Source organism: Aurantimonas sp. NFXS3 (genome assembly GCF_049132005.1).
In the GTDB taxonomy this organism is placed as follows: domain Bacteria; phylum Pseudomonadota; class Alphaproteobacteria; order Rhizobiales; family Rhizobiaceae; genus Aurantimonas; species Aurantimonas coralicida.
Genome location: NZ_JAGDDZ010000001.1, coordinates 1,047,481 through 1,068,060, shown reverse-complemented (window position 1 = coordinate 1,068,060; position 20,580 = coordinate 1,047,481). Strand labels below are relative to the sequence as shown.

Genomic DNA, 20,580 nt, shown 5'->3' with positions numbered 1-20,580 from the left:
GTTCTGCAACGCCAAAGCCCCTGTTTTCAGGGCTTTGGGGCAAAAAAATGCCGCCGACGAGCGGCGGCATTACTAACAAGATGTGAAGGTGAGCCTAGTGGGCAACAGCCGTGGCGCCGTTTTCCACCAGCGGCTGACCGGACATCGGCTCGTCCACTTCCGACCATTCGACCGGAGTCGGCATCTCGATCAGCGCGTGCCGCAGCACCTCGCCCATCCGCGACACCGGCACGATCTCCAGCCCGTTCTTCACATTGTCCGGGATGTCGGCCAGATCCTTGGCGTTTTCCTGCGGAATCAGCACCTTCTTGATGCCGCCACGCAGCGCCGCCAGGAGCTTCTCCTTCAGGCCGCCGATCGGCAGGACCCGGCCACGCAGGGTGATCTCGCCGGTCATGGCGATATCGCGGCGCACCGGAATGCCCGTGAGCACCGAGACGATGGCCGTGGCCATGCCGACACCGGCGGACGGACCGTCCTTCGGCGTCGCGCCTTCCGGCACGTGGACGTGGATGTCGCGCTTCTCGAACAGCGGCGGCTTGATGCCGTAGTCGAGGGCCCGCGACCGGACATAGGAGGCCGCAGCCGAGATCGACTCCTTCATCACCTCCTTGAGGTTGCCGGTCACCGTCATCTTGCCCTTGCCGGGCATCATGACGCCTTCGATCGTCAGCAATTCGCCGCCGACCTCGGTCCATGCCAGTCCGGTCACCACGCCGACCTGATCCTCGGTCTCCGCTTCGCCGTAGCGATAACGCGGCACGCCGAGATAGTCCGACAGATTCGCGGCCGTGACCTCGATCTTGCTCTCTTCGCCCTTGAGGATCTTGGTGACGGCCTTGCGGGCGAGCGTCATCAGCTCGCGCTCGAAGTTCCGCACGCCGGCCTCGCGGGTGTAGCGACGGGCGATCTCCTGCAGCGCATCGGCGCTGACGGAAAACTCCTCGGGCTTCAGCGCATGGTCGCGGATCGCCTTAGGCAGCAGGTGCCGCGACGCGATCTCGACCTTCTCGTCCTCGGTGTAGCCGGCGATGCGGATGATCTCCATCCGATCCATCAGCGGCGCCGGGATGTTCAGCGTGTTGGCCGTCGTCACGAACATGGTCGACGACAGATCGTATTCGACCTCGAGATAGTGATCGACGAAGCTGGCGTTCTGCTCGGGATCGAGCACCTCCAGAAGCGCCGACGACGGATCGCCGCGGAAGTCTTGGCCCATCTTGTCGATCTCGTCGAGAAGGAACAGCGGGTTGGTCTTCTTGGCCTTCTTCATCGACTGGATGACCTTGCCGGGCATCGAGCCGATATAGGTCCGCCGGTGGCCCCGGATCTCGGCCTCGTCACGCACGCCGCCCAGCGCCATGCGCACATATTCGCGGCCGGTCGCCTTGGCGATCGACTTGGCGAGCGAGGTCTTGCCGACGCCCGGAGGGCCGACGAGGCACAGGATCGGCCCCTTCAGCTTCGACTGGCGGCTCTGCACGGCCAGATACTCGACGATCCGCTCCTTGACCTTCTCGAGCCCGAAATGATCGGCTTCGAGAACGTCCTCGGCCTTCTTCAGATCAACCTTGACGCGCGACTTCACGCCCCAGGGCAACCCGAGGATCCAGTCCAGATAATTGCGCACGACCGTCGATTCGGCGGACATGGGCGACATCTGCTTCAGCTTCTTCATCTCGGCGGCGACCTTCTCGCGCGCCTCCTTGGAGAGCTTCGTCTTCTTGATCCGGTCCTCCAGCTCGGCCATCTCGTCGCGGCCGTCCTCGCCGTCGCCGAGCTCCTTCTGGATCGCCTTCATCTGCTCGTTCAGGTAGTACTCGCGCTGGGTCTTCTCCATCTGGCGCTTGACGCGCGAGCGGATACGCTTCTCCACCTGCAGAACCGAGATTTCCGATTCCATGAAGCCGAGGGCCTTTTCCAGCCGCTCGCGCACGCTGATCATCGCCAGCATATCCTGCTTCTCTGGGATCTTGATCGCCAGATGCGAGGCGACCGTGTCGGCGAGCTTCGAGTAGTCCTCGATCTGGCCGGCAGCCCCCACCACTTCGGGCGAGATCTTCTTGTTCAGCTTGACGTAGTTCTCGAACTCCGAGACCACCGAACGCGCCAGCGCCTCGATCTCGACCGGGTCTTCCTCGGTCTCCTCGATCAGGCTGGCGGAGGCCTCGTGCCACTCGGTGCGCGGCGAGAAGCTCTCGATCTTCGCCCGGCCCATGCCTTCGACCAGCACCTTCACGGTGCCGTCCGGGAGTTTCAGGAGCTGCAGCACGTTGGCCACGGTGCCGATCTCGTAGATCGCATCCGCGGTCGGGTCCTCGTCGGAGGCGTTCTTCTGGGTCGCAAGCAGGATCTGCTTGTCGGCACCCATCACCTCCTCGAGCGCCTTGATCGATTTTTCGCGGCCGACGAAGAGCGGCACGATCATGTGCGGAAACACGACGATGTCGCGCAGCGGCAGAACCGGGTACAGAGCCGCCCCGGCGGCACCCTGGCGTTCTTGCATATCAGACATGGTATTCCTTTCTACGGCATCCTCGCCGTGTTCGGCCACCGATCCTGCGCCTTCTTCGAAGCGCGCGGGTACAGCGCCATCACGACCGTAATGTGGGCGTCACACGCCTGCTATTCAAGCGATTCGGCAGCGGGACGCGGGTGCTGTCCGATGTCGCAGGCGACGGTCCTCGAAAATGAAAAGCCCGCCCCGGCGCCAAGCCGGGACGGGCTCATAAGCCGTCAAACCTCGCCTTGATGATTCACATCAGGCGCTGACGTTTTCCTTTTCGCCGTTCCGCTCGGAATAGATGTAGAGCGGACGGGCATTGCCGTCGATCACGTCCTCGGAGATCACGACTTCCTGCACGCCTTCCAGCGTCGGCAGGTCGAACATCGTGTCGAGGAGCATGGCTTCCATGATCGAGCGCAGGCCGCGGGCACCGGTCTTGCGCTCGATCGCCTTGCGGGCGATCGCGCGCAGCGCGTCCTCGTGGAACGACAGCTCGACATTCTCCATCTCGAACAGACGCTGGTACTGCTTGACCAGCGCGTTCTTCGGCTCTTCCAGGATCTGGACCAGTGCCGCCTCGTCGAGATCCTCGAGCGTCGCCAGGACCGGCAGACGGCCGACGAACTCGGGGATCAGGCCGAACTTCAGGAGATCCTCGGGCTCGACCTGACGGAACACGTCGCCCGTGCGCCGGTCGTCGGGACCCGCGACATTCGCCGCAAAGCCGATCGAGGTCTTGCGACCGCGATCCGAGATGATCTTGTCGAGACCGGCAAAGGCGCCGCCGCAGATGAACAGGATGTTCGCCGTGTCCACCTGCAGGAATTCCTGCTGCGGGTGCTTGCGGCCGCCCTGCGGCGGAACCGAAGCGACGGTGCCTTCCATGATCTTCAACAGCGCCTGCTGGACGCCCTCGCCCGACACGTCGCGGGTGATCGAGGGATTGTCCGACTTGCGGCTGATCTTGTCGATCTCGTCGATATAGACGATGCCGCGCTGGGCGCGTTCGACATTGTAGTCGGCCGACTGCAGCAGCTTGAGGATGATGTTCTCGACATCCTCGCCGACATAGCCGGCTTCGGTCAGCGTGGTCGCGTCCGCCATCGTGAACGGCACGTCGAGGATGCGGGCCAGCGTCTGCGCGAGCAGCGTCTTGCCGCAACCGGTCGGGCCGATCAGCAGGATGTTGGACTTCGCCAGTTCGACGTCGTTGCTCTTGGCTGCGTGGGCGAGCCGCTTGTAATGGTTGTGCACGGCGACGGAGAGCACCTTCTTGGCGAAGGACTGCCCGATCACGTAGTCGTCGAGAACCGCGATGATTTCCTGCGGGGTGGGGACACCCTCCCGCGACTTCACCATGGAGGATTTGTTTTCCTCCCTGATGATATCCATGCACAGCTCGACGCACTCGTCGCAGATAAAGACCGTCGGCCCGGCGATCAGCTTACGGACTTCGTGCTGGCTCTTCCCGCAGAAAGAGCAGTAGAGCGTGTTCTTGGAGTCGCCGCCGCTCGTTTTGCTCATGCGTCTTTCCTTCCGATCCGGTCCCCTCCAGGGATCCGTTTCTCGTTTGGTCTACCGAACCTAGTGCCCCCGGCCCCGTTCGGCAAAGCGACTCTCACCCGAAAGCCACGACCCGATACCATCGGCCACTCTTGCACATCGTCCAGCGTAGCGTCGATTGCTTGAGCGGCGCTTAACGCACGCGCCGCCATGATCGCGATGCAAGTGTGGCCGTGGCGTGACGACGCAGCCCTACTTGGTGCCTTCGGCCTCGAGGGCGTCGCGCGACGAATAGACTTTGTCGATCAGACCGAACTCGCGCGCCTCCTGGGCGGTCATGAAGTGGTCACGATCGAGCGTGCGTTCAACCGTCTCGTAGTCCTGGCCGGTGTGCTCGACATAGACCTCGTTCAGGCGGCGCTTCAGCTTGATGATGTCCTGGGCGTGACGCTCGATGTCGGACGCCTGACCCGAGAAGCCGCCGGACGGCTGATGCACCATGATGCGGGCGTTCGGCGTGGCGAAGCGCATGTCCTTGTGACCGGCGCACAGCAGCAGCGAACCCATCGAGGCCGCCTGGCCGATGCACAGGGTCGAGACCGCCGGCTTGATGAACTGCATGGTGTCGTAGATCGCCATGCCGCTGGTCACCACGCCGCCGGGCGAGTTGATGTAGAGGGCGATTTCCTTCTTCGGATTCTCGGCCTCGAGGAACAGCAGCTGGGCGCAGACCAGCGTGGCCATCGAGTCTTCGATCGGGCCGGTAATGAAGATCACCCGCTCCTTCAGAAGCCGCGAGAAGATGTCGTAGGCGCGCTCGCCCCGGTTGGTCTGCTCGACCACCATGGGAACGAGGTTCATCGCGGTTTCCACGGGATGTGTCATCGGTCGTCGTCTCGCTGCTTGGTCTGATGAGCGGCACCACCGGGTGCCGCGGGAATAGCGAAGGGATTCGTCTGGTTCAGTAGATAGGACTTGGCCAAGCGCCTATGCAAGGCGTTCCCCCGCGCCGAATGCCATGAGGCCCAAGGGATTGGCCCCTGTGCCCCATATGGTCGTGCGCGGGCCGTTGCGCAATCAGCCCCTGCCCTCGCCGGCACTGTCGATGTCGCCGCCGCCCGGCGGAATCGGCTTGCGGTCCGCGTCGTGGGTGCCGTAGTCGCCGCCCTCGGTCGGCTGGCCGCTCGCCTCGATCGCCGGATGCGCCGTATCGGCTTCCAGGTTCTGGCGCACCCGCACCGGCGGCGCCTTGCCGTTCCGGTCCTCGCCGAACCACAGCGTCATGTGCGGGAACGGGATCTCGATGCCGCGCTCGTCGGACATCCGCTTGATGATCTCGCGATAGGCCCGGCCGACGCCCCACTGGGTCGACGGCTTGGTCATCACCCGGCCGCGCACGACGACGGCCGAATCGCCGAGCTCGTTGACCCCCCACATGTCGAGCTCGCTCAGGAGGTTCTCCCCGACGGCGGTGGTCTTCAGCTCGTCGAAGGCGTCGAACATCATCTGCTTCACGTCGTCGACATTCTCGCGATAGGCCACGCCGATATCGGCGACGTAATAGGCGAAGTCCTTGGAGAAGTTCGCCACCTGGTCCACCGAGGAGAACGGGATCAGGTACCAGGTGCCTTCCAGCGTGCGCAGGCCGACGGACCGCACGGTCAGCTCCTCGACCGTGCCGGAGATGCCGTTCAGTTCAACGATGTCGCCCTCGTTCATGGCGTTCTGGATCTGGATGAAGGCGCCGGTGATGATGTCCTGGACGAATTTCTGGGCGCCGAAACCGATGGCGAGGCCGACGACACCGGCACCGGCGAGGAGCGGTGCGATGTCGATGCCGATCTGCGACAGAACCAGCATCGCCACCAGCACGATCATGGTGATCGTGAAGGCGTTGCGGAACAGCGACAGGAGCGTACGCTCGCGCGCCGTCGGCACGGTGCCGTAATTCGGGTTGAGGCGGTACTCCACCCAGGACGAGACGCCGATATAGATCGTCACGCCGACCGCCAGGATGATGCCCGCGCCGACGAGCCCGCCCGCGAAGCGCTGCCCCAGCGGGCTGGCCAGCCAGTCGCTGAACGACAACAGGTTCCAGGCCTCCAGGATCACCGCCAGGACGACGACGATGACGACGCCGCGCAAGACGGTGAGCGCGTTGGGGATGAAGGAATTCACCCGGCGCTCCAGAAGCGGCAACCGGTCCTTGAGGTTCTGCGGGATCGGGATGCCCCGGGCGATGACCCGCGACAGGATCGACACGATCAGTCCGCCAACGGCCATGGCCGCGATCGACTTCAGCGTCGCCGTCGTCATGAAAGCAAGGCCGGATTCGGGGCTGCGGACCCATACGATGAAAAGCGCCAGCGCGAAGCCGATCGCCAGCACCCACCAGATCTGGCCGACAAAGGCATAGACCCAGGCACTGACCGAACGGTCGCCCTGGTGCTTGGCGCGCTTCAGCCGCTCGCGCACGACGCCGCGATTCTTCAGGATCAGGCCGATGGTCAGGAGCAGGCAGAGGACCACGACGATGAAGCGCACCGCCTCGGCCGCCGCGATGCTCGACGATTGCTGCACGATCGGCGCGACGAACATGAAGGTGTAGCCGAGGATCGAGATCAGCCGCGATATCCAGAAATACCAGTAGCTCGCCTGCCGGTTCGAGAACGGCGTCAGCCGCAATTGCGGGTAGGACGGCGACACGAAGCTGGCAAGGCCGACCTTGACCATCTCGATCAGCAGGAAGGCGTTGAGGAACAGGGCCTGGTTGATCCCCGGCTCGCCGCCGAAGAAGATCACCGCGGCGAGATAGCCGGCGGCCCAGCCGACCACCACCGACAACGCGTCGACGATCGACGAGATGACCAGCAGCAGGAGCTTGTTGATCGGGCCGGTGCGCTCGGCGGCATCGGCCAGCCGCCGGAAGATCGGATATTTGATGACCCGGCTGGCGAACAGCACGCCGAAGGCGACGAGGGCCACCAGCCCCACCGGCAGAATTGCGGAGATCAGCATCGGCAGGTCGATCCGGCTGGCGCCCGACAGCATCTGGGACGCCGAGACGAGACTGGCCGCGACCTGATCCCAGGTGTCCAGCAGGCCCCCCGCCATGGAGCGGGTCCACTGCGCGATCTCGCCGGGCAGCGTGCGCGGCGCGGCGTCCGTGCCGGCCTCGGCCGCTTCAGCGGCTTCCGGCGCCTTGTAGGCGGCGGCCTTCAGCGATTCGATCAGCTTGGCGCGGGTGTCGTCGTTCTCGAGAATGCCGATCAGATCGTCCAGCGAGGGATCGGCCGACGCGCTGGCCTCGGTCTCGCCCGACGCGCCGATCGACAGTCCCGGCATCTGGGCGTGACTTGCGCCGGTGAGGACGAAGAGCCCGATGAGGAAGGCGAGGATGGCGGTCGTCGGAAATCGCTGCATGCCGCGGGGAAGCCTGTTCTGTGATCGGTCCGGGTGGCGGGGGCGCAGGGCCGACGGATCGGCGCTGCCACTATGTGCCGACGCGGCGGGTCCGCGCGGCGCACGTCTCTATCGGCGATAGTGATGACCAGACTTGGGCGGGCGCGAGCCCTGCACTGCCGGCCAGATATGCGAAAGGGCCGACTCGCGCCGGCCCTCCCGAAATTCTCGACGATGGTCGCTTGCGCGACGCGACGCCTTACGACGCGAGGGCGGTTTCCTTGTCGTCCTCGTCCTCGGCCATCAGCTCTTCCTTGCTGACGGTCTTGTCGGTGACATCCACCTCGGCGAGCAGATGGTCGACGACCTTCTCCTCGTAGAGCGGCGCGCGCAGGCTGGCGACGGCGTCCGGGTTCTTCTGGAAGTACTCGTAGACTTCCTTCTCCTGGCCCGGATAGCGGCGCAGCTGCTCGAACATGGCGCGCTGCAGCTCTTCGTCGGTGATCTGCACGCCGGCCTTCTCGCCGATCTCGGACAGGACCAGACCCAGGCGGACCCGACGCTCGGCGAGGCGGCGATATTCGGCGCGCGCCTTCTCCTCGGTGGTGTCCTCGTCCTCGAAGGTCTTGCCGCTGTTGGTCAGCTCGCCCTGCACCTGGTTCCAGATGTTGGTGAACTCGGCCTCGACCAGCTTCTCCGGCAGCTCGAAATCATACGCCGCGTCGAGGGCGTCGAGCAGCTGGCGCTTGACCTTCTGGCGCGTCGCCTGGCCGTACTGGCTCTCGATCTGCTCGCGCACGACCGTCTTCAGGCGATCCAGCGATTCGACACCGAGCTTGGCGGCGAACTCGTCGTCGATCGTGGTCTCTTCGGGAGCGGCGACTTCCTTGACGGTGACGTCGAAGGTCGCGGGCTTGCCGGCGAGATGCGCGGCGCCGTAATCCTCGGGGAAGGTCAGCTCGACGGTCTTCTCGTCGCCGGCCTTCACGCCGATCAGCTGGTCCTCGAAGCCCGGGATGAACTGCCCGGAGCCGATCACCAGGTTGCTGTCGGTGGCGGTGCCGCCATCGAAGGGCTCGCCGTCGATCTTGCCGACGAAGTCCATGGTGACGCGATCGCCCTTGTCCGCAGCGCCATCCTTGGCGGCGTAGGTCCGAGCGTTCTCGGCGATGCGCTCGACCTGCTCGTCGATCTCCGCGTCAGCCACCTCGACGACGGGACGCTCGATCTTGATGCCCTCGGTGCCCTTGAGCTCGAACGCCGGCAGCGTCTCGTAGGTCAGGGTGAACTTGAAGTCGGCGCCGCCGTTGAGAACCTTCTCGGCCTCGGCCTCGTCCTCGGACATGCCGATTTCCGGCTGCATTGCAGAGCGCTCGTTGCGCTCGGCAATGACATTGCGCGGGGTCTCGGTCAGGATCTGGTTGACGATCTCCGCCATCAGCGACTTGCCGTACATCTTGCGCAGATGGCCAACCGGCACCTTGCCCGGCCGGAAACCCTTCAGCTGCACCCGGTCCTTGGCTTCATAGAGCCGGGTCTGGAGCCGCGCTTCAAGATCCGAGGCCGGCACGACGATCTCGATCTCGCGCTTCAGGCCCTCGGCCTTGGTTTCCGTTACCTGCATTCTGGATACCTTCTTGTGTGCTCGAGACGACCGATCATTCAGGCCGACCCGCAATGAATTCCGTGAAAGCGGCCGCTGGTGCGGGTGGAGGGACTTGAACCCCCATGCCTCTCGGCGCTTGGACCTAAACCAAGTGCGTCTGCCAATTCCGCCACACCCGCATAGTGCGCCGTACGGTGGGCGACGCGAGACGCGCGCTTCTATATCACCGGCCTCGCGGCCACGAAAGGCCCATATGGGGGCCAATCCGCATGATTCCATGGCTTTTTCACACGGGACCGGCCGTTTTGGCGTGATCCGGCGCCGAACCCCCGCGCATCCCTTCAGAGAACGGCGAGCGGCTCGACCAGGCTCCTGCCCGCACGAGGGTAAGAGTGAGTTGCCCCGGCGAGCGCGCCCACGACCCGTGCGTCGATGTCAATTGTTGCGATGCACAAATCGCAAGGCTGCCATGCATCGAAGGCTCTAGCGGGTCCGACATGCACCGCCTACCTTCCAGTCAACGAAGCGACGCAGACGAAACAATCAGCCGCTTCAATCGATTTAAGACCGCAGGATAGACCAATGAACCTCGTTCGCTCCTACAACAACTGGCGCCGCTACCGCGAGACGGTCAACGAACTGAACCGTCTCTCCCAGCGCGAGCTGGCCGATCTCGGCATCTCGCGCGGCGACATCAACTCGGTCGCCCGCCGCGCCATCGGCTGATTATCAGCCAAGACTTTCGCAAGGGTCCACTCCTCCTCCCAGGACCCAGGCGGATCGGAAACTGCCACTCCTCCTCCCAGGCAGTTTCCACCCAGACGCCCGCCGGGTCCTCCCCCCGGCGGGCGCCCAGAGATTACAGAGCTTCGCCGAGGGCTACTCCTCCTCCCAAGCCCAAGGCGGATAAAGTGCCTGCGCATCCTCCTCCCAGCGCAGGTACCTCTCAGTCGCCCGTCGGGTCCTCCCCCCGACGGGCGATCAGAGACCTTCTAGAGTTTCGCGTAGGGCCCACCTCCTCCCGGGCCTGAAGCGGATATGACCTGCGCATCCTCCTCCCAGCGCAGGTCCCAATGCGACACCCGTCGGGTCCTCCCCCCGGCGGGTGTTGTCGTTTGGAGGCCGCAAACTTGCCCGATCATGCGCGCGGATCGCCACGCGGCCTTTTGATCGCCACGCGCGACTGCTAAATTACCTCCATGTCGAAACAACCCATTCACGTCGTCGGCGGCGGGCTCGCCGGATCCGAAGCTGCCTGGCAGATCGCCGAACGCGGTCTGCCCGTGGTGCTGCACGAGATGCGGCCCGTCCGCGGCACCGAAGCCCACAAGACCGACCAGCTGGCCGAGCTGGTCTGCTCCAACTCCTTCCGGTCGGACGACAGCCAGACCAATGCGGTCGGTGTCCTCCATGCCGAGATGCGGCTGGCCAATTCGCTGATCATGCGCTGCGCCGACGCCCACCAGGTGCCCGCCGGCAGCGCGCTCGCCGTCGATCGCGAGGGCTTTTCCGGCGCCGTCTCCGACGCGATCGCGGCCCACCCGCTGATCACCGTCGAGCGCGGCGAAGTCGAGGGCCTGCCGCCGGAGGAATGGGGTCCCAGCATCGTCGCCACCGGCCCGCTCACCGCGCCGTCGCTGGCCGAGTCGATCAGCGCCGCCACCGGCACCGACGCCCTCGCCTTCTTCGACGCCATCGCGCCCATCGTGCATTTCGATTCCATCGACATGGACAAGGCCTGGTTCCAGTCGCGCTACGACAAGGTCGGCCCCGGCGGCACCGGCAAGGACTACATCAACTGCCCGCTCGACAAGGACACCTACGAGCGCTTCGTCGCCGCCCTCGTCGAGGGTGACCGCGCCGAGTTCAAGGAATGGGAAGGCACGCCCTATTTCGACGGCTGCCTGCCGATCGAGATCATGGCCGAGCGCGGTCCGGAGACCCTACGTCACGGCCCGATGAAGCCGATGGGCCTGACCAACGCCCACCAGCCGGACATCAAGGCCTATGCCGTCGTGCAGCTGCGCCAGGACAATGCGCTCGGCACCCTCTACAACATCGTCGGCTTCCAGACGAAGCTGAAATACGGCGCCCAGGCGGCCGTGCTGCGGATGATTCCCGGGCTCGAAAACGCCGAGTTCGCACGGCTCGGCGGCCTGCACCGCAACACCTATCTGAACTCGCCGACCCTGCTCGACCCGACATTGCGGCTGAAGGTGCGCCCGCATATCCGCTTTGCCGGCCAGATCACCGGCTGCGAGGGTTATGTGGAATCGGCCGCCGTCGGGCTGATGACCGGCCGTTTCGCCGCCGCCGAGCGCCTCGGCGAAGCCGCGACCCCGCCGCCGCAGACGACCGCCATGGGCGCGCTCGCCGCGCATATCACCGGCGGCCACCTCGCCCATCAGGAAGAGAGCGGCAAGCGGTCCTTCCAGCCGATGAACATCAATTTCGGCCTGTTCCCGCCGCTGGAGCCGGGCGCCATCCAGAAGCCGGAGGGCGTCACGCGCTTTCGCGGCAAGGACAAGGCGATCGCCAAGAAGAAGGCCCTGTCCGCCCGCGCCCTCGCAGATTTCGCCGGCTGGCTCGGCCAGACACCGATCGCGGAAGCTGCCGAGTAGTATCCACGGCCTGATCGAAGACCCAGGGGCCGGGCTCAGCCGCCCGGCCGCTCCTGCCATTCGCCGGACCGGTAGTAGACCGTCAGCAGCGCCGACAGGATGGCCCCGTCGTCACCATCCCGCACGATCTGGCGCAGCGCCAGGCGGACACTGCGCCCGTTCGCGCCGGTGAGATCGACGACCTGCATCGGCAATCGGTCCGGCGCCGTCGCGTAGACCGCCTCCGGCAGGGCGTCGATCGCCACCCCGAGATCGAAGCGGTCTTCCGCCCCGCCGATCCGCAGCACCAACTCGCCACCTGCAAGCGCCAGCACCGCTCCTTCGGATGACGGGGCGTTGGTGCTGCTCGTCTCGCCGTCTGCGGGCCCCTCACGCAGGTCGCGCTCCGGGACGACGCGATCGAACCCGGCGATGTCGATCACCATCGGCGCATTGGCGGTGAAGCTGCGCAATTCGCGCACGCCGACGGGACCCGACAGATCGAGCGCCGCGAAAATGCGCTCGCGCCGGTCCGTTTCCTCCCCCTCCATCAAGTCCGACGGCAGCAGCGGCGCCAGGCGGTCGAGCTGGCTCACATCGTCGAGAACGTAGAGGCGCGAGCGCAGTTCGGCGGACTCGCGATCCGGCCGCTCAGTCGCGACCAGCCGGCGCCCGCCGGCGCCGTCGTCCACCACGAAGCGCTCGACGATGCGGGCGGCCTGACTGCGGCCAACCGTGTCATACGCGCCCCATGGCCCGAAGGCCGACACCGCCAGCAGCAACACCGGCACCGCTGCCATCCAGCGAATGTCGCCACGCGTGCGTCCCGGAAACTGCAGTGCGAGGACCAGCCACGCCGCCAGCGCCCCGAGGGCGAGGTAGTACCGCTCCAGCGTGAACCCCTGGGCGCCGATCCGCAGCCAGATCGCATAGGCGAGCAGCGACAGCGGCACCAGAAGCGCCAGGGCGAAATACCGTGTGAAAAGCCGCGTGGCCGCCGCGGCGCCGGCACGGAACGGATCGACCGCGATGCGCAGCATGAGGACGAACAGCGCGAAGAAGGTGACGATCCAGCCGATCTCGCCCTTCGGCACGTCGCCGGTGACGAGGATCTTGGCGGCATAGAGATGCAGGACCAGCGCCGTCGCCAGCACCAGCGGCACGGCGACCCAGTCGAACAGAATGCGCAGGCCCGAGATCAGCCGTTCGTCCTGTCCCGCCGGCATGCGCTCGTCGAAATGATGCGGGATACGGCCCAGCGCGAAGAGCGGCCCGACCAGCGCGAAGGCCGTGGCGAAGATATGCTCGTAGGCGTCGCCCGGCAGCCCGACCTCGAACAGGTAGCGGATCATCTCCAGGATCGCCGACAGGCCGAGGACGAAGAGCAGCACCGACAGAAAGGCGAGGCTGACGCCGACCACGGTCCAGAAGGTGAAGACCCAGAACCTTTCCGCATCGCGCAGGCCCAGATACCCCGCCAGCGGAACGGCGAAGGTCGCGGCAACGATCAGCGGTGGCGGAAACACCGCCAGCGCCGGCCCGGCCCAGATCGCCGCACCGACGACGAGCGCCACAAGGACAGACGCGCCCTGCCGCACCGCCACGGACGCGCCCCGCGCCTCCATCGCCAGCACCATGCCGACCGACATGGCCGCCGCGCCATAGAACGCCGCCAGCAGCCAGGCGAGATCGTCCTCGGCCACCGGATAGACATCCCGCAGGGCAAGGTTGGACAGGATAGCGATGGCGACGATCAGTAGGCTCGCCAGCGGAAAGCGGAAGGCCGCGACGCCCGCTCCCGCCGCCAGCGAGCGCCAGAACTGCCCGACATGCCGGGGCGCGGACCTCATCGTGCGCAATGCCATGGTGGGGTCGGCTTTCGGATCGGTTGGAAGTTCGTTGTGCTGGCCCGGATGCACGGGCCGCTGCGGCGATGTAAGCGCGGATCGCTCCGGCGGTCGATCCCCGCCGTCAGCGCCGCATCGTGCGCCAGTTGATGTAGGCCTTGCGCAGCGGGCCGATCTCGACGGGCTGGTCGAGCGTCGCCGCTCCGTCCCGTTCGATGAGGTCGAGGTAACGCCCCGCCAGCGCCGCCGGCAGGAAGGCCGGTCGCAGCGGCTTGGGAATGTCGCCGAGTTTGGTCGTCCAGGCGCGCACGTGCTGGCGCCCGAAGGCGGTCATCGCCGCGATCGCGCGGCCTGCCGGTTCCCGCTCGCCGCGGATCAGCTCTTCACTCGAACAGCCGGCAGCGGCGAGAATGTCGGCCGGCACGAAGACCTGCCGCCGGGCGCGGTGCTGCGGCAACAGGCGCAGGACGCCGGCGACCGTCTGGGCAACCCCGGCATGTCCCGCCGCATCGGCCTGCGTCTCCGCCGCGTCGCGCGCCAGCACCATCGCCGTCAGCATGATCAGCGTCGAGGCGGTCTCGCCGGCATAGGCCTCCAGCTCTTCGCTCGACGGCATCGGATCGTCATAGAGGTCGAAGATGCGCGCTTCGAGGAAGCGGTCGAACGCCGCACGCGGCAGGTCGTGGCGGGCGATCGTGTCGGCGACGGCAGCCGCGACCGGATGCCCGGCCGCGCCCTGGTCGGGCGCCGCCAGCGCGTCGCGCCACCATTGCAGGCGGATCTCGCCCGGCATCGGCTCGCTCACCGAATCGCGCACCCGCGCGGTCTCGATGTTGAAGGCATAGAGGGCGGCGACATCGTTGCGTTTGTCCGCCGGAACGAAGGCCAGCGAGATGGCCCGGTCGCGATCGGCCGTCTCCACCAGACGCAGGCACTCGGCGTAATTCTCGCTCAGATCCGTCATGGCCGTGTCTCAGCGCCTCGGCTTGGTTCGGGCTTCGGGCCCGCGGATGAAAGATGGTGTGGCGCGGCGCATCGGGCCAGTCGTTCGGCCGGCGTCAGACCGCCGCGGAGGTCACGAGAACTGGCTCAGTCGACCGCCACGAGCGCCGCCGCTACGGGCCGGCCTTCCGAGAGCATGATGTTGAAGGTGCGGACCGCCGCGCCCGTCGACATCGGATCGCAGGAAATGCCGACCTGGCGCATGCGGTCGGCCAGCGCCGGCGGCAGCCGGCGAATGTCCTTGCCGGTACCGAACAACAGGAAGCCGATCTCTTCGGCTTCCTCGAACACCTTCCCGAGACGTTCGCCGGTGAACGGCGCCTCGGCGGTGCCGTCCCAGCCGTAGATGCCGGACGGCAGGCACAGGATCGAGCCGCGATGCGACATGGAGGCGAAGCGGAAGCCGCCATTGCCATAGGCCTCGATCGGGGCCCGGCCCGGGAAATGGGCCTCGCGGATCTCGATACCCTTCGCCATGTCAGGCCTCGCGCGCCGTCGAGCCGCCCTCGCGCGCCGCCTCTTCCTCTTCCTTCTTGGCTGCGAAGTCCGAAGCCCGCAGCTTGAAGAAGATCAGCGCCGGTGCGGCGACGAAGATCGACGAGAAGGTGCCGATCGCCACGCCGAACAGCATGGAGGCGACAAACGAGCGGATCACCTCGCCGCCGAAGACGAACAGCGCCGCCAGCGCCAGCAGCGTCGTGGCCGAAGTCATGGTGGTGCGCGCCAGCATCTCGTTGTCGGACAGGTCGAGAAGCTGGCCGATCGGCATCTTCTTGAAGCGCCGCAGATTCTCGCGGACCTTGTCGTAGATGACCACCGTGTCGTTCAGCGAGTAGCCGACGATCGTCAGAATCGCCGCGACACTGGCCAGGCTGAATTCCAGCTGCGTCACGACCAGGAAGCCGAGCGTCAGGAAGACGTCGTTGACCGTCGCGATGATCGCGCCAAGCGCGAACTGCCACTCGAAGCGGATCCAGACATAGATTAGGATCGCGAAGAGCGCCGCCAGAACGCCGACGATCGCCGCGAAGGCCAGTTCGCCCGAGACGGTCGGGCCGACCACCTCGGTGCGGCGGAAGTCGTAGTCGGCCGCCAGGGCCTCCTGCGCCGATTCCACGATCGCCACCTGCGAGGCGTCGCCGCCCTGCGAGCCGATGCGGATCAGCGCCTCGGTCGGGGTGCCGAACTCCTGCACCTGCGCGTCCGGCACGCCGATTGCGCCGAGACGCTCGCGGATGTCGCCGATATCGGCCTCGCCATTCTTGGCCTGCACCTCAATGAGCGTGCCGCCGGTGAAGTCGATGCCAAGATTGAGCCCCACCGCGAAGAGGCCGCCCACCGATGCAACGCACAGAAGCATCGACAGGGCAAAGGCTTGCAGGCGGACCTTCATGAACGGAATGCGCGTGACTTCCGGCACCAGCCGGATGAAGCCGCGCGGCAGTTCCTTCGGCCGGCTGCGGCGCACCCAGGCGGCGACGAGCCAGCGGGTGAGCGTGAAGGCGGTGAAGACGGTCGTGATGATGCCGATGGCCAGCGTCACGGCGAAGCCGCGTACCGGCCCCGACCCCAGGAAGAACAGCACGACCGCCGCGATCAGCGTGGTGATGTTTGCGTCGAGAATCGTCGCCAGCGCCTTCTGGAAGCCGATGTCGATGGCCTGCACCACCGAGCGCCCCTGCCGGCGCTCGTCGCGGATGCGCTCGTAGATCAGGACGTTGGAATCCACCGCCATGCCGAGCGTCAGGACGATGCCGGCGATGCCTGGAAGGGTCAGCGTCGCGCCGATGACGGTCAGCACCGAGAACAGCAGCACCAAATTCACGATCAGCGCGATATTGGCGATGATGCCAAGGAAGCCGTAGGCGGCCAGCATGAAGACGACGACGAGGAGGGCGCCGATCACGCCGGCGGTCTCGCCGGCGGCAATCGAATCGGCACCGAGGCCCGGTCCGACCGTGCGCTCCTCGATGATGTTCAACGTTGCTGGCAGCGCGCCGGCGCGCAGCAGCACCGCGAGATCGTTGGCGCTCTGGACGGTGAAGCTGCCGCTGATCTGCGCCTGGCCGCCGAGGATCGCCTCGCGGATGTTCGGCGCCGACAGCACCTTCTCGTCGAGGACGATGGCGAAGGGACGCCCCACATTCTGCTGGGTGACCGAGCCGAAGCGCTGGGCACCCTGGGTGTCGAAGCGGATGTTGACGACCGGCTCGTTGCTCTGGCTGTCGAAGCCGGCCTGGGCGTCGGTCAGGTTTTCACCCGACACCATGATCTGGCGCTGCACGAGAACCGGCGCCGGGGTCGGGTCGTTGGTGTAGAGAAGCTCCGAGCCCGCCGGCGGACGGCTGCCACGGGCGACGTCCTCGGCCGAAGCGGTCACGTCGACGAGGCGGAAGGTCAGCTTGGCGGTCTGGTTGAGCAGCGCCTTGAGCCGCTGCGGATCGCCGAGACCGGGCACCTGCACCATGATGCGGTCGTCACCCTGGCGCTGGATCACCGGCTCGGTGGTGCCGAGCTCGTCGACGCGGCGGCGCACCACCTCGATCGACTGGGTCACCGCAGCCGACGTGCGATAGGCCACGCCCTCGTCGGTGAGCGACAGGGTCAGGACGCCGGGCTGCGGCTCGGCGATCGCTACCTCCGTCACCGCGCCGCCACCCAGCACGCTGCCGCTGGAGATCGGGTCGGTCATCGGCGACAGCGCCTCGCGGGCGGCCGCCACCTGTTCGGGGTCGCGCAGGCGGATCGTCACGGTGCGATCGTTGTCGGACAGGCCGGCATAGCCGATGCGCTCGGTGCGCAGCGCCTGCCGCGCGTCGTCGCGCAGGGTCTGCACCCGGTCGGCGACCAGCGACTGCGAATCCACCTCGAGAAGAATGTAGGAGCCGCCCTGCAGGTCGAGACCCAGCGTCACGGACTGCTGCGGGAACCAGGACGGCAGCTTGTCCAGCGCCTGCTGCGGCAGGACGTTAGGCGACGCATAGAGGACGCCGATGGCGACCGTCAGCCAGATCAGAAACGTCTTCCAGCGCGAGAAATAGAGCATGGGTGTCCCGACAGGGTCGACGGCCGCGCCGGTATTGCGCGCCGTTGGCAAGCGTTAAAACCGCCGCCACCGACCCTTGTGGCAAGGCCGGCAGCGACGCAATCTCAGTCCAGTGGCGCTGTGTGCCGCGCCAACACGGCTATTTGGTGTTGGCGGCGGTCGGCTCGCCCTTCACCCGGACGTCGGCGATGGTGCCCTGCATGACGCGCACGCGGGTCTGCTCGGAGATCTGCACTTCCAGCTCGCCGCTCTCGTGCACCTTGGTGACCTTGCCGACGATGCCGCCACCGGTGACGACGGTGTCGCCGCGGCGGATGTTCTTCAGCATCTCCTCGCGCTTCTTCATGGCGGTGCGCTGCGGACGGATAATGAGGAAATACATGATCGCGAACACGGCCACGAACGGCAGAACGCTGATCAACAGATCGCTCCCCCCCGCTGCGGAACCCGTCTGGGCGAAAGCCTCGGTCACGAACATGGAAAAAACCTCTCAGAAAATCGGCACAGGGTCATGCCTTGCGCGACGCAGCGCCGACAGCAGGGCCTTTACGATGTGCGCGGAATATACGATCGGTCGCCCCGAATGCAACAAGCGTCCGCCGGGCCGACGATCCGGCGAAGCTTCGAGACGAAAGAGCCGCCATGGATGCCGCAGAACTCGCCAGCCTGAAGCACACGATGGACCGGATCGCGGGGGCGCTGGAACGGCTTGCGCCGCCCCCTGCCCCGGCGCCTGACTTTACGGCGGCGGACTGTTTCGTCTTCGACCCGCCGGCTGGGCTCGTGCCGGTTCCCTCGGTCAACCGCGTGCCGATCGCCCTGCTGAAGGGCATCGAGCGTTCGCGCGACATTCTCCTGGAGAACACCGACCGCTTCGCCCGAGGCCTGCCGGCCAACAATGCGCTTCTCTGGGGCGCCCGCGGCATGGGCAAGTCGTCGCTGGTGAAGGCGGCGCATGGCGCGGTCAATGCCGGGCTCGACGCGGGCGCGGCGCCGGTGAAGCTGATCGAGATCCACCGCGAGGACATCGACCATCTGCCGCGGCTGATGGGGATCGTGCGGGCCGCGCCCTACCCGTTCCTGCTGTTCTGCGACGACCTGTCCTTCGACATGGGCGATTCGGCCTACAAGTCGCTGAAGGCGGCGCTGGAGGGCGGCGTCGAGGGACGGCCGGAGAACGTCCTGTTCTACGCGACCTCGAACCGGCGCCATCTCCTGCCGCGCGACATGATCGAGAATGAGCGGTCGACGGCGATCAATCCCGGCGAGGCGGTGGAGGAAAAGGTGTCGCTCTCCGACCGGTTCGGCCTGTGGCTCGGCTTCCACCGCTGCAGCCAGGACGACTATCTGGCGATGATCGACGGTTATCTGGCCGCCTACGATCTCGACGTCGATCCGGATCGGGTCCGCCACGAGGCGCTGGAATGGGCGACGACCCGGGGCAGCCGCTCCGGCCGCGTGGCCTTCCAGTTCGTCCAGGATCTGGCCGGGCGCCTCGGCCGGACGCTGACGCCGGTCGCCGACAGCTGATCCCCTGAAGCCAAACGCAAATGGCCCGACCCCGCTGCTGTCCGCGGGGCCGGGCCTGTCACGCCTGGAGGTCGGCGTCTACTGGAGGTACTTGGTCGGATCGACCGGGGCCGAATCCTTGCGCACCTCGAAGTGCAGAAGCGGAATGTCGGTGTCGCCCGACATGCCGGACTTGGCGATCTGCTGACCGCGCTTGACCTTGGCGCCCCGCTCCACGTCGATCTGGTCGGCGTGGCCGTAGACGGTGACGAGGCCGTTGTCGTGCTTGACGAGAACGGTGTTGCCGAACTCCTTCAGGCCGTCGCCGGCATAGATCACGACGCCGTTCTCGGCGGCCTTGATGGGCGTGCCACGGGGCACCGACAGGTTGAGGCCGTCATTGCGGCGCGAGCCGACCTTCTCGCCGAAGCGATTGACGACGCGGCCCTGCACCGGCCAGCGCAACTGGCTGATGCCCGTGGAGTTCGGCGCGACGGCCGCCACCTCGGTCTCGACTTCCTTGCTGACGGTCGTCGACGGGCTGGCCGCCTTCGGCGTTTCGCTGGCCGACGGACGGCCGGACTTCTCGGCGGTCTTGGGCGGCGAGTAGGATTTCGGCGCCGCACTGTCGGCCTCGACCTTCTGCGGCTCGGCCGGACGCTGCGGCTCCGGCGCGGCCTTGGGCTCGGCAGCCGCGACACGGGTCGGTGCCGATGCGCCGGCCGGCAAGGTCAGCGTCTGGCCGATGCGGATGGTGTCGTCGCTCATGCCGTTGGCGCGCTTGATGTCGGCAACGGAGACACCGGTGCGGCGTGCGATACCCAGCAGCGAATCGCCGCTCTCGACCTTCACGCTGCTGCCGCCGCTGGCGGCGGCCGATCGCGTCGGCTGCGAGGCCGACGACTGCATCGGCCGGCTCTGCGGCGAGACGACACGGGCCGCCTGCTCACCGAGCGTCGAGGGCGGTGCGCCGCGGGTGGCGGGCACCGAGGACGAGGTCGGCGCGGCGGAAGCCTGCGACTGCGGTGCGGTGGCGTAGCTCGGCGGCGGCGGAGGCGGCAGCTGGCTGGTCTGCACGGCGCCCGAGGTGGCGACGCCGCCCTGCGGATAGCTGTTCGCGGCCGTCTGGTAGGAGCCCTGGTTCTGCGCCGGGTAGCCCGATGCCGCCTGGGCGCCGTTGCCATAGGCCGGCATGCCCCGGGAGACGCTGCCGGTGTTCATGGCATCGACATCGCCCGGATAGGGCTGGCTGGCCGCCATCTGGTTGCTGGCCGGCGCCTGCGGCACGGCTCCGGTGTAGAAGCCATCGTCGAAACGCACGACGTCGGAGCTGCAACCCGCCGCGAGGCCGGCCAATCCCACCATCGCGACGGAGCGCACCATTCTGAGCCGCACGGATTTCAGCACATTGATACGCATCGCCGTCCCTTGAGCACGCTAGTTTACTCTTGGACCTATTGAAGCGCGTTAATCTTACTGCCCGGTTAAGTCGCGGGGCAAAAACGACATTTCTTGGACGTTGACGCCATGTTTGACGGCCCTTCGACGCCTTGTCGTGC

14 protein-coding genes and 1 tRNA gene are annotated in these 20,580 nt (G+C 66.5%); 3 read left to right on the top strand and 12 right to left on the bottom strand.

Annotated features, from left to right (window positions below; genetic code table 11):
* Nucleotides 1-94: 94 nt before the first annotated feature.
* The 6 genes from lon to J3367_RS04820 form a co-directional block, all read right to left on the bottom strand.
* Nucleotides 95-2,515, bottom strand: coding sequence for an endopeptidase La (gene lon / locus J3367_RS04845; protein WP_081651953.1), 2,421 nt, complete (start codon nucleotides 2,513-2,515; stop codon nucleotides 95-97).
* A gap of 246 nt (nucleotides 2,516-2,761) precedes the next feature.
* Complete coding sequence (clpX, locus tag J3367_RS04840) at nucleotides 2,762-4,030, bottom strand: ATP-dependent Clp protease ATP-binding subunit ClpX (protein ID WP_009209288.1); 1,269 nt, start codon at nucleotides 4,028-4,030, stop codon at nucleotides 2,762-2,764.
* A gap of 231 nt (nucleotides 4,031-4,261) precedes the next feature.
* Nucleotides 4,262-4,894, bottom strand: coding sequence for an ATP-dependent Clp protease proteolytic subunit (locus tag J3367_RS04835; RefSeq protein WP_009209287.1), 633 nt, complete (start codon nucleotides 4,892-4,894; stop codon nucleotides 4,262-4,264).
* Nucleotides 4,895-5,086: 192 nt separating this feature from the next.
* Nucleotides 5,087-7,432 carry a mechanosensitive ion channel domain-containing protein gene (locus tag J3367_RS04830; RefSeq protein WP_421460284.1) on the bottom strand — a complete coding sequence of 782 codons (2,346 nt, stop codon included), beginning with the start codon at nucleotides 7,430-7,432 and terminating at the stop codon, nucleotides 5,087-5,089.
* A gap of 238 nt (nucleotides 7,433-7,670) precedes the next feature.
* Nucleotides 7,671-9,035, bottom strand: coding sequence for a trigger factor (gene tig / locus J3367_RS04825; RefSeq protein ID WP_024351436.1), 1,365 nt, complete (start codon nucleotides 9,033-9,035; stop codon nucleotides 7,671-7,673).
* A gap of 76 nt (nucleotides 9,036-9,111) precedes the next feature.
* Nucleotides 9,112-9,196, bottom strand: a tRNA-Leu gene (locus tag J3367_RS04820).
* A 403-nt stretch (nucleotides 9,197-9,599) separates the two neighbouring features.
* On the opposite strand from J3367_RS04820, the gene J3367_RS04815 reads away from it, so the two are divergent.
* Together J3367_RS04815 and trmFO are read left to right on the top strand one after the other, a co-directional pair.
* Nucleotides 9,600-9,743, top strand: coding sequence for a DUF1127 domain-containing protein (locus tag J3367_RS04815; RefSeq protein WP_081651954.1), 144 nt, complete (start codon nucleotides 9,600-9,602; stop codon nucleotides 9,741-9,743).
* A gap of 473 nt (nucleotides 9,744-10,216) precedes the next feature.
* Nucleotides 10,217-11,638 carry a methylenetetrahydrofolate--tRNA-(uracil(54)-C(5))-methyltransferase (FADH(2)-oxidizing) TrmFO gene (trmFO, locus tag J3367_RS04810; RefSeq protein WP_024351437.1) on the top strand — a complete coding sequence of 474 codons (1,422 nt, stop codon included), beginning with the start codon at nucleotides 10,217-10,219 and terminating at the stop codon, nucleotides 11,636-11,638.
* A gap of 35 nt (nucleotides 11,639-11,673) precedes the next feature.
* On the opposite strand, the gene J3367_RS04805 is transcribed toward trmFO, so the two are convergent.
* The 5 genes from J3367_RS04805 to yajC all read right to left on the bottom strand — a co-directional run bounded on the left by J3367_RS04805 (nucleotide 11,674) and on the right by yajC (nucleotide 17,990).
* Complete coding sequence (locus J3367_RS04805; RefSeq protein WP_024351438.1) at nucleotides 11,674-13,467, bottom strand: DUF4153 domain-containing protein; 1,794 nt, start codon at nucleotides 13,465-13,467, stop codon at nucleotides 11,674-11,676.
* Nucleotides 13,468-13,588: 121 nt separating this feature from the next.
* The gene (locus J3367_RS04800; protein ID WP_024351439.1) at nucleotides 13,589-14,419 is read right to left on the bottom strand and encodes a phytoene/squalene synthase family protein; all 831 of its coding nucleotides are present in this window, start codon (nucleotides 14,417-14,419) and stop codon (nucleotides 13,589-13,591) included.
* Between the two features lie 134 nt (nucleotides 14,420-14,553).
* Nucleotides 14,554-14,943, bottom strand: coding sequence for an Mth938-like domain-containing protein (locus tag J3367_RS04795; protein WP_024351440.1), 390 nt, complete (start codon nucleotides 14,941-14,943; stop codon nucleotides 14,554-14,556).
* 1 nt (nucleotide 14,944) lies between these two features.
* Nucleotides 14,945-17,512 (bottom strand): protein translocase subunit SecDF, encoded by a 2,568-nt coding sequence (gene secDF / locus J3367_RS04790; RefSeq protein WP_024351441.1) that lies wholly within the window; start codon nucleotides 17,510-17,512, stop codon nucleotides 14,945-14,947.
* Nucleotides 17,513-17,651: 139 nt separating this feature from the next.
* Nucleotides 17,652-17,990 (bottom strand): preprotein translocase subunit YajC, encoded by a 339-nt coding sequence (gene yajC, locus J3367_RS04785; RefSeq protein WP_024351442.1) that lies wholly within the window; start codon nucleotides 17,988-17,990, stop codon nucleotides 17,652-17,654.
* Nucleotides 17,991-18,154: 164 nt separating this feature from the next.
* Between yajC and J3367_RS04780 the strand changes: the two genes are divergently transcribed.
* Entirely contained in the window at nucleotides 18,155-19,042 is an 888-nt protein-coding gene (locus tag J3367_RS04780) for an ATP-binding protein (RefSeq protein ID WP_024351443.1), read from the top strand.
* A 78-nt stretch (nucleotides 19,043-19,120) separates the two neighbouring features.
* Here J3367_RS04780 and J3367_RS04775 read toward each other — a convergent pair whose 3' ends face one another.
* Nucleotides 19,121-20,440 carry a peptidoglycan DD-metalloendopeptidase family protein gene (locus J3367_RS04775; RefSeq protein ID WP_024351444.1) on the bottom strand — a complete coding sequence of 440 codons (1,320 nt, stop codon included), beginning with the start codon at nucleotides 20,438-20,440 and terminating at the stop codon, nucleotides 19,121-19,123.
* Nucleotides 20,441-20,580 lie beyond the last annotated feature (140 nt).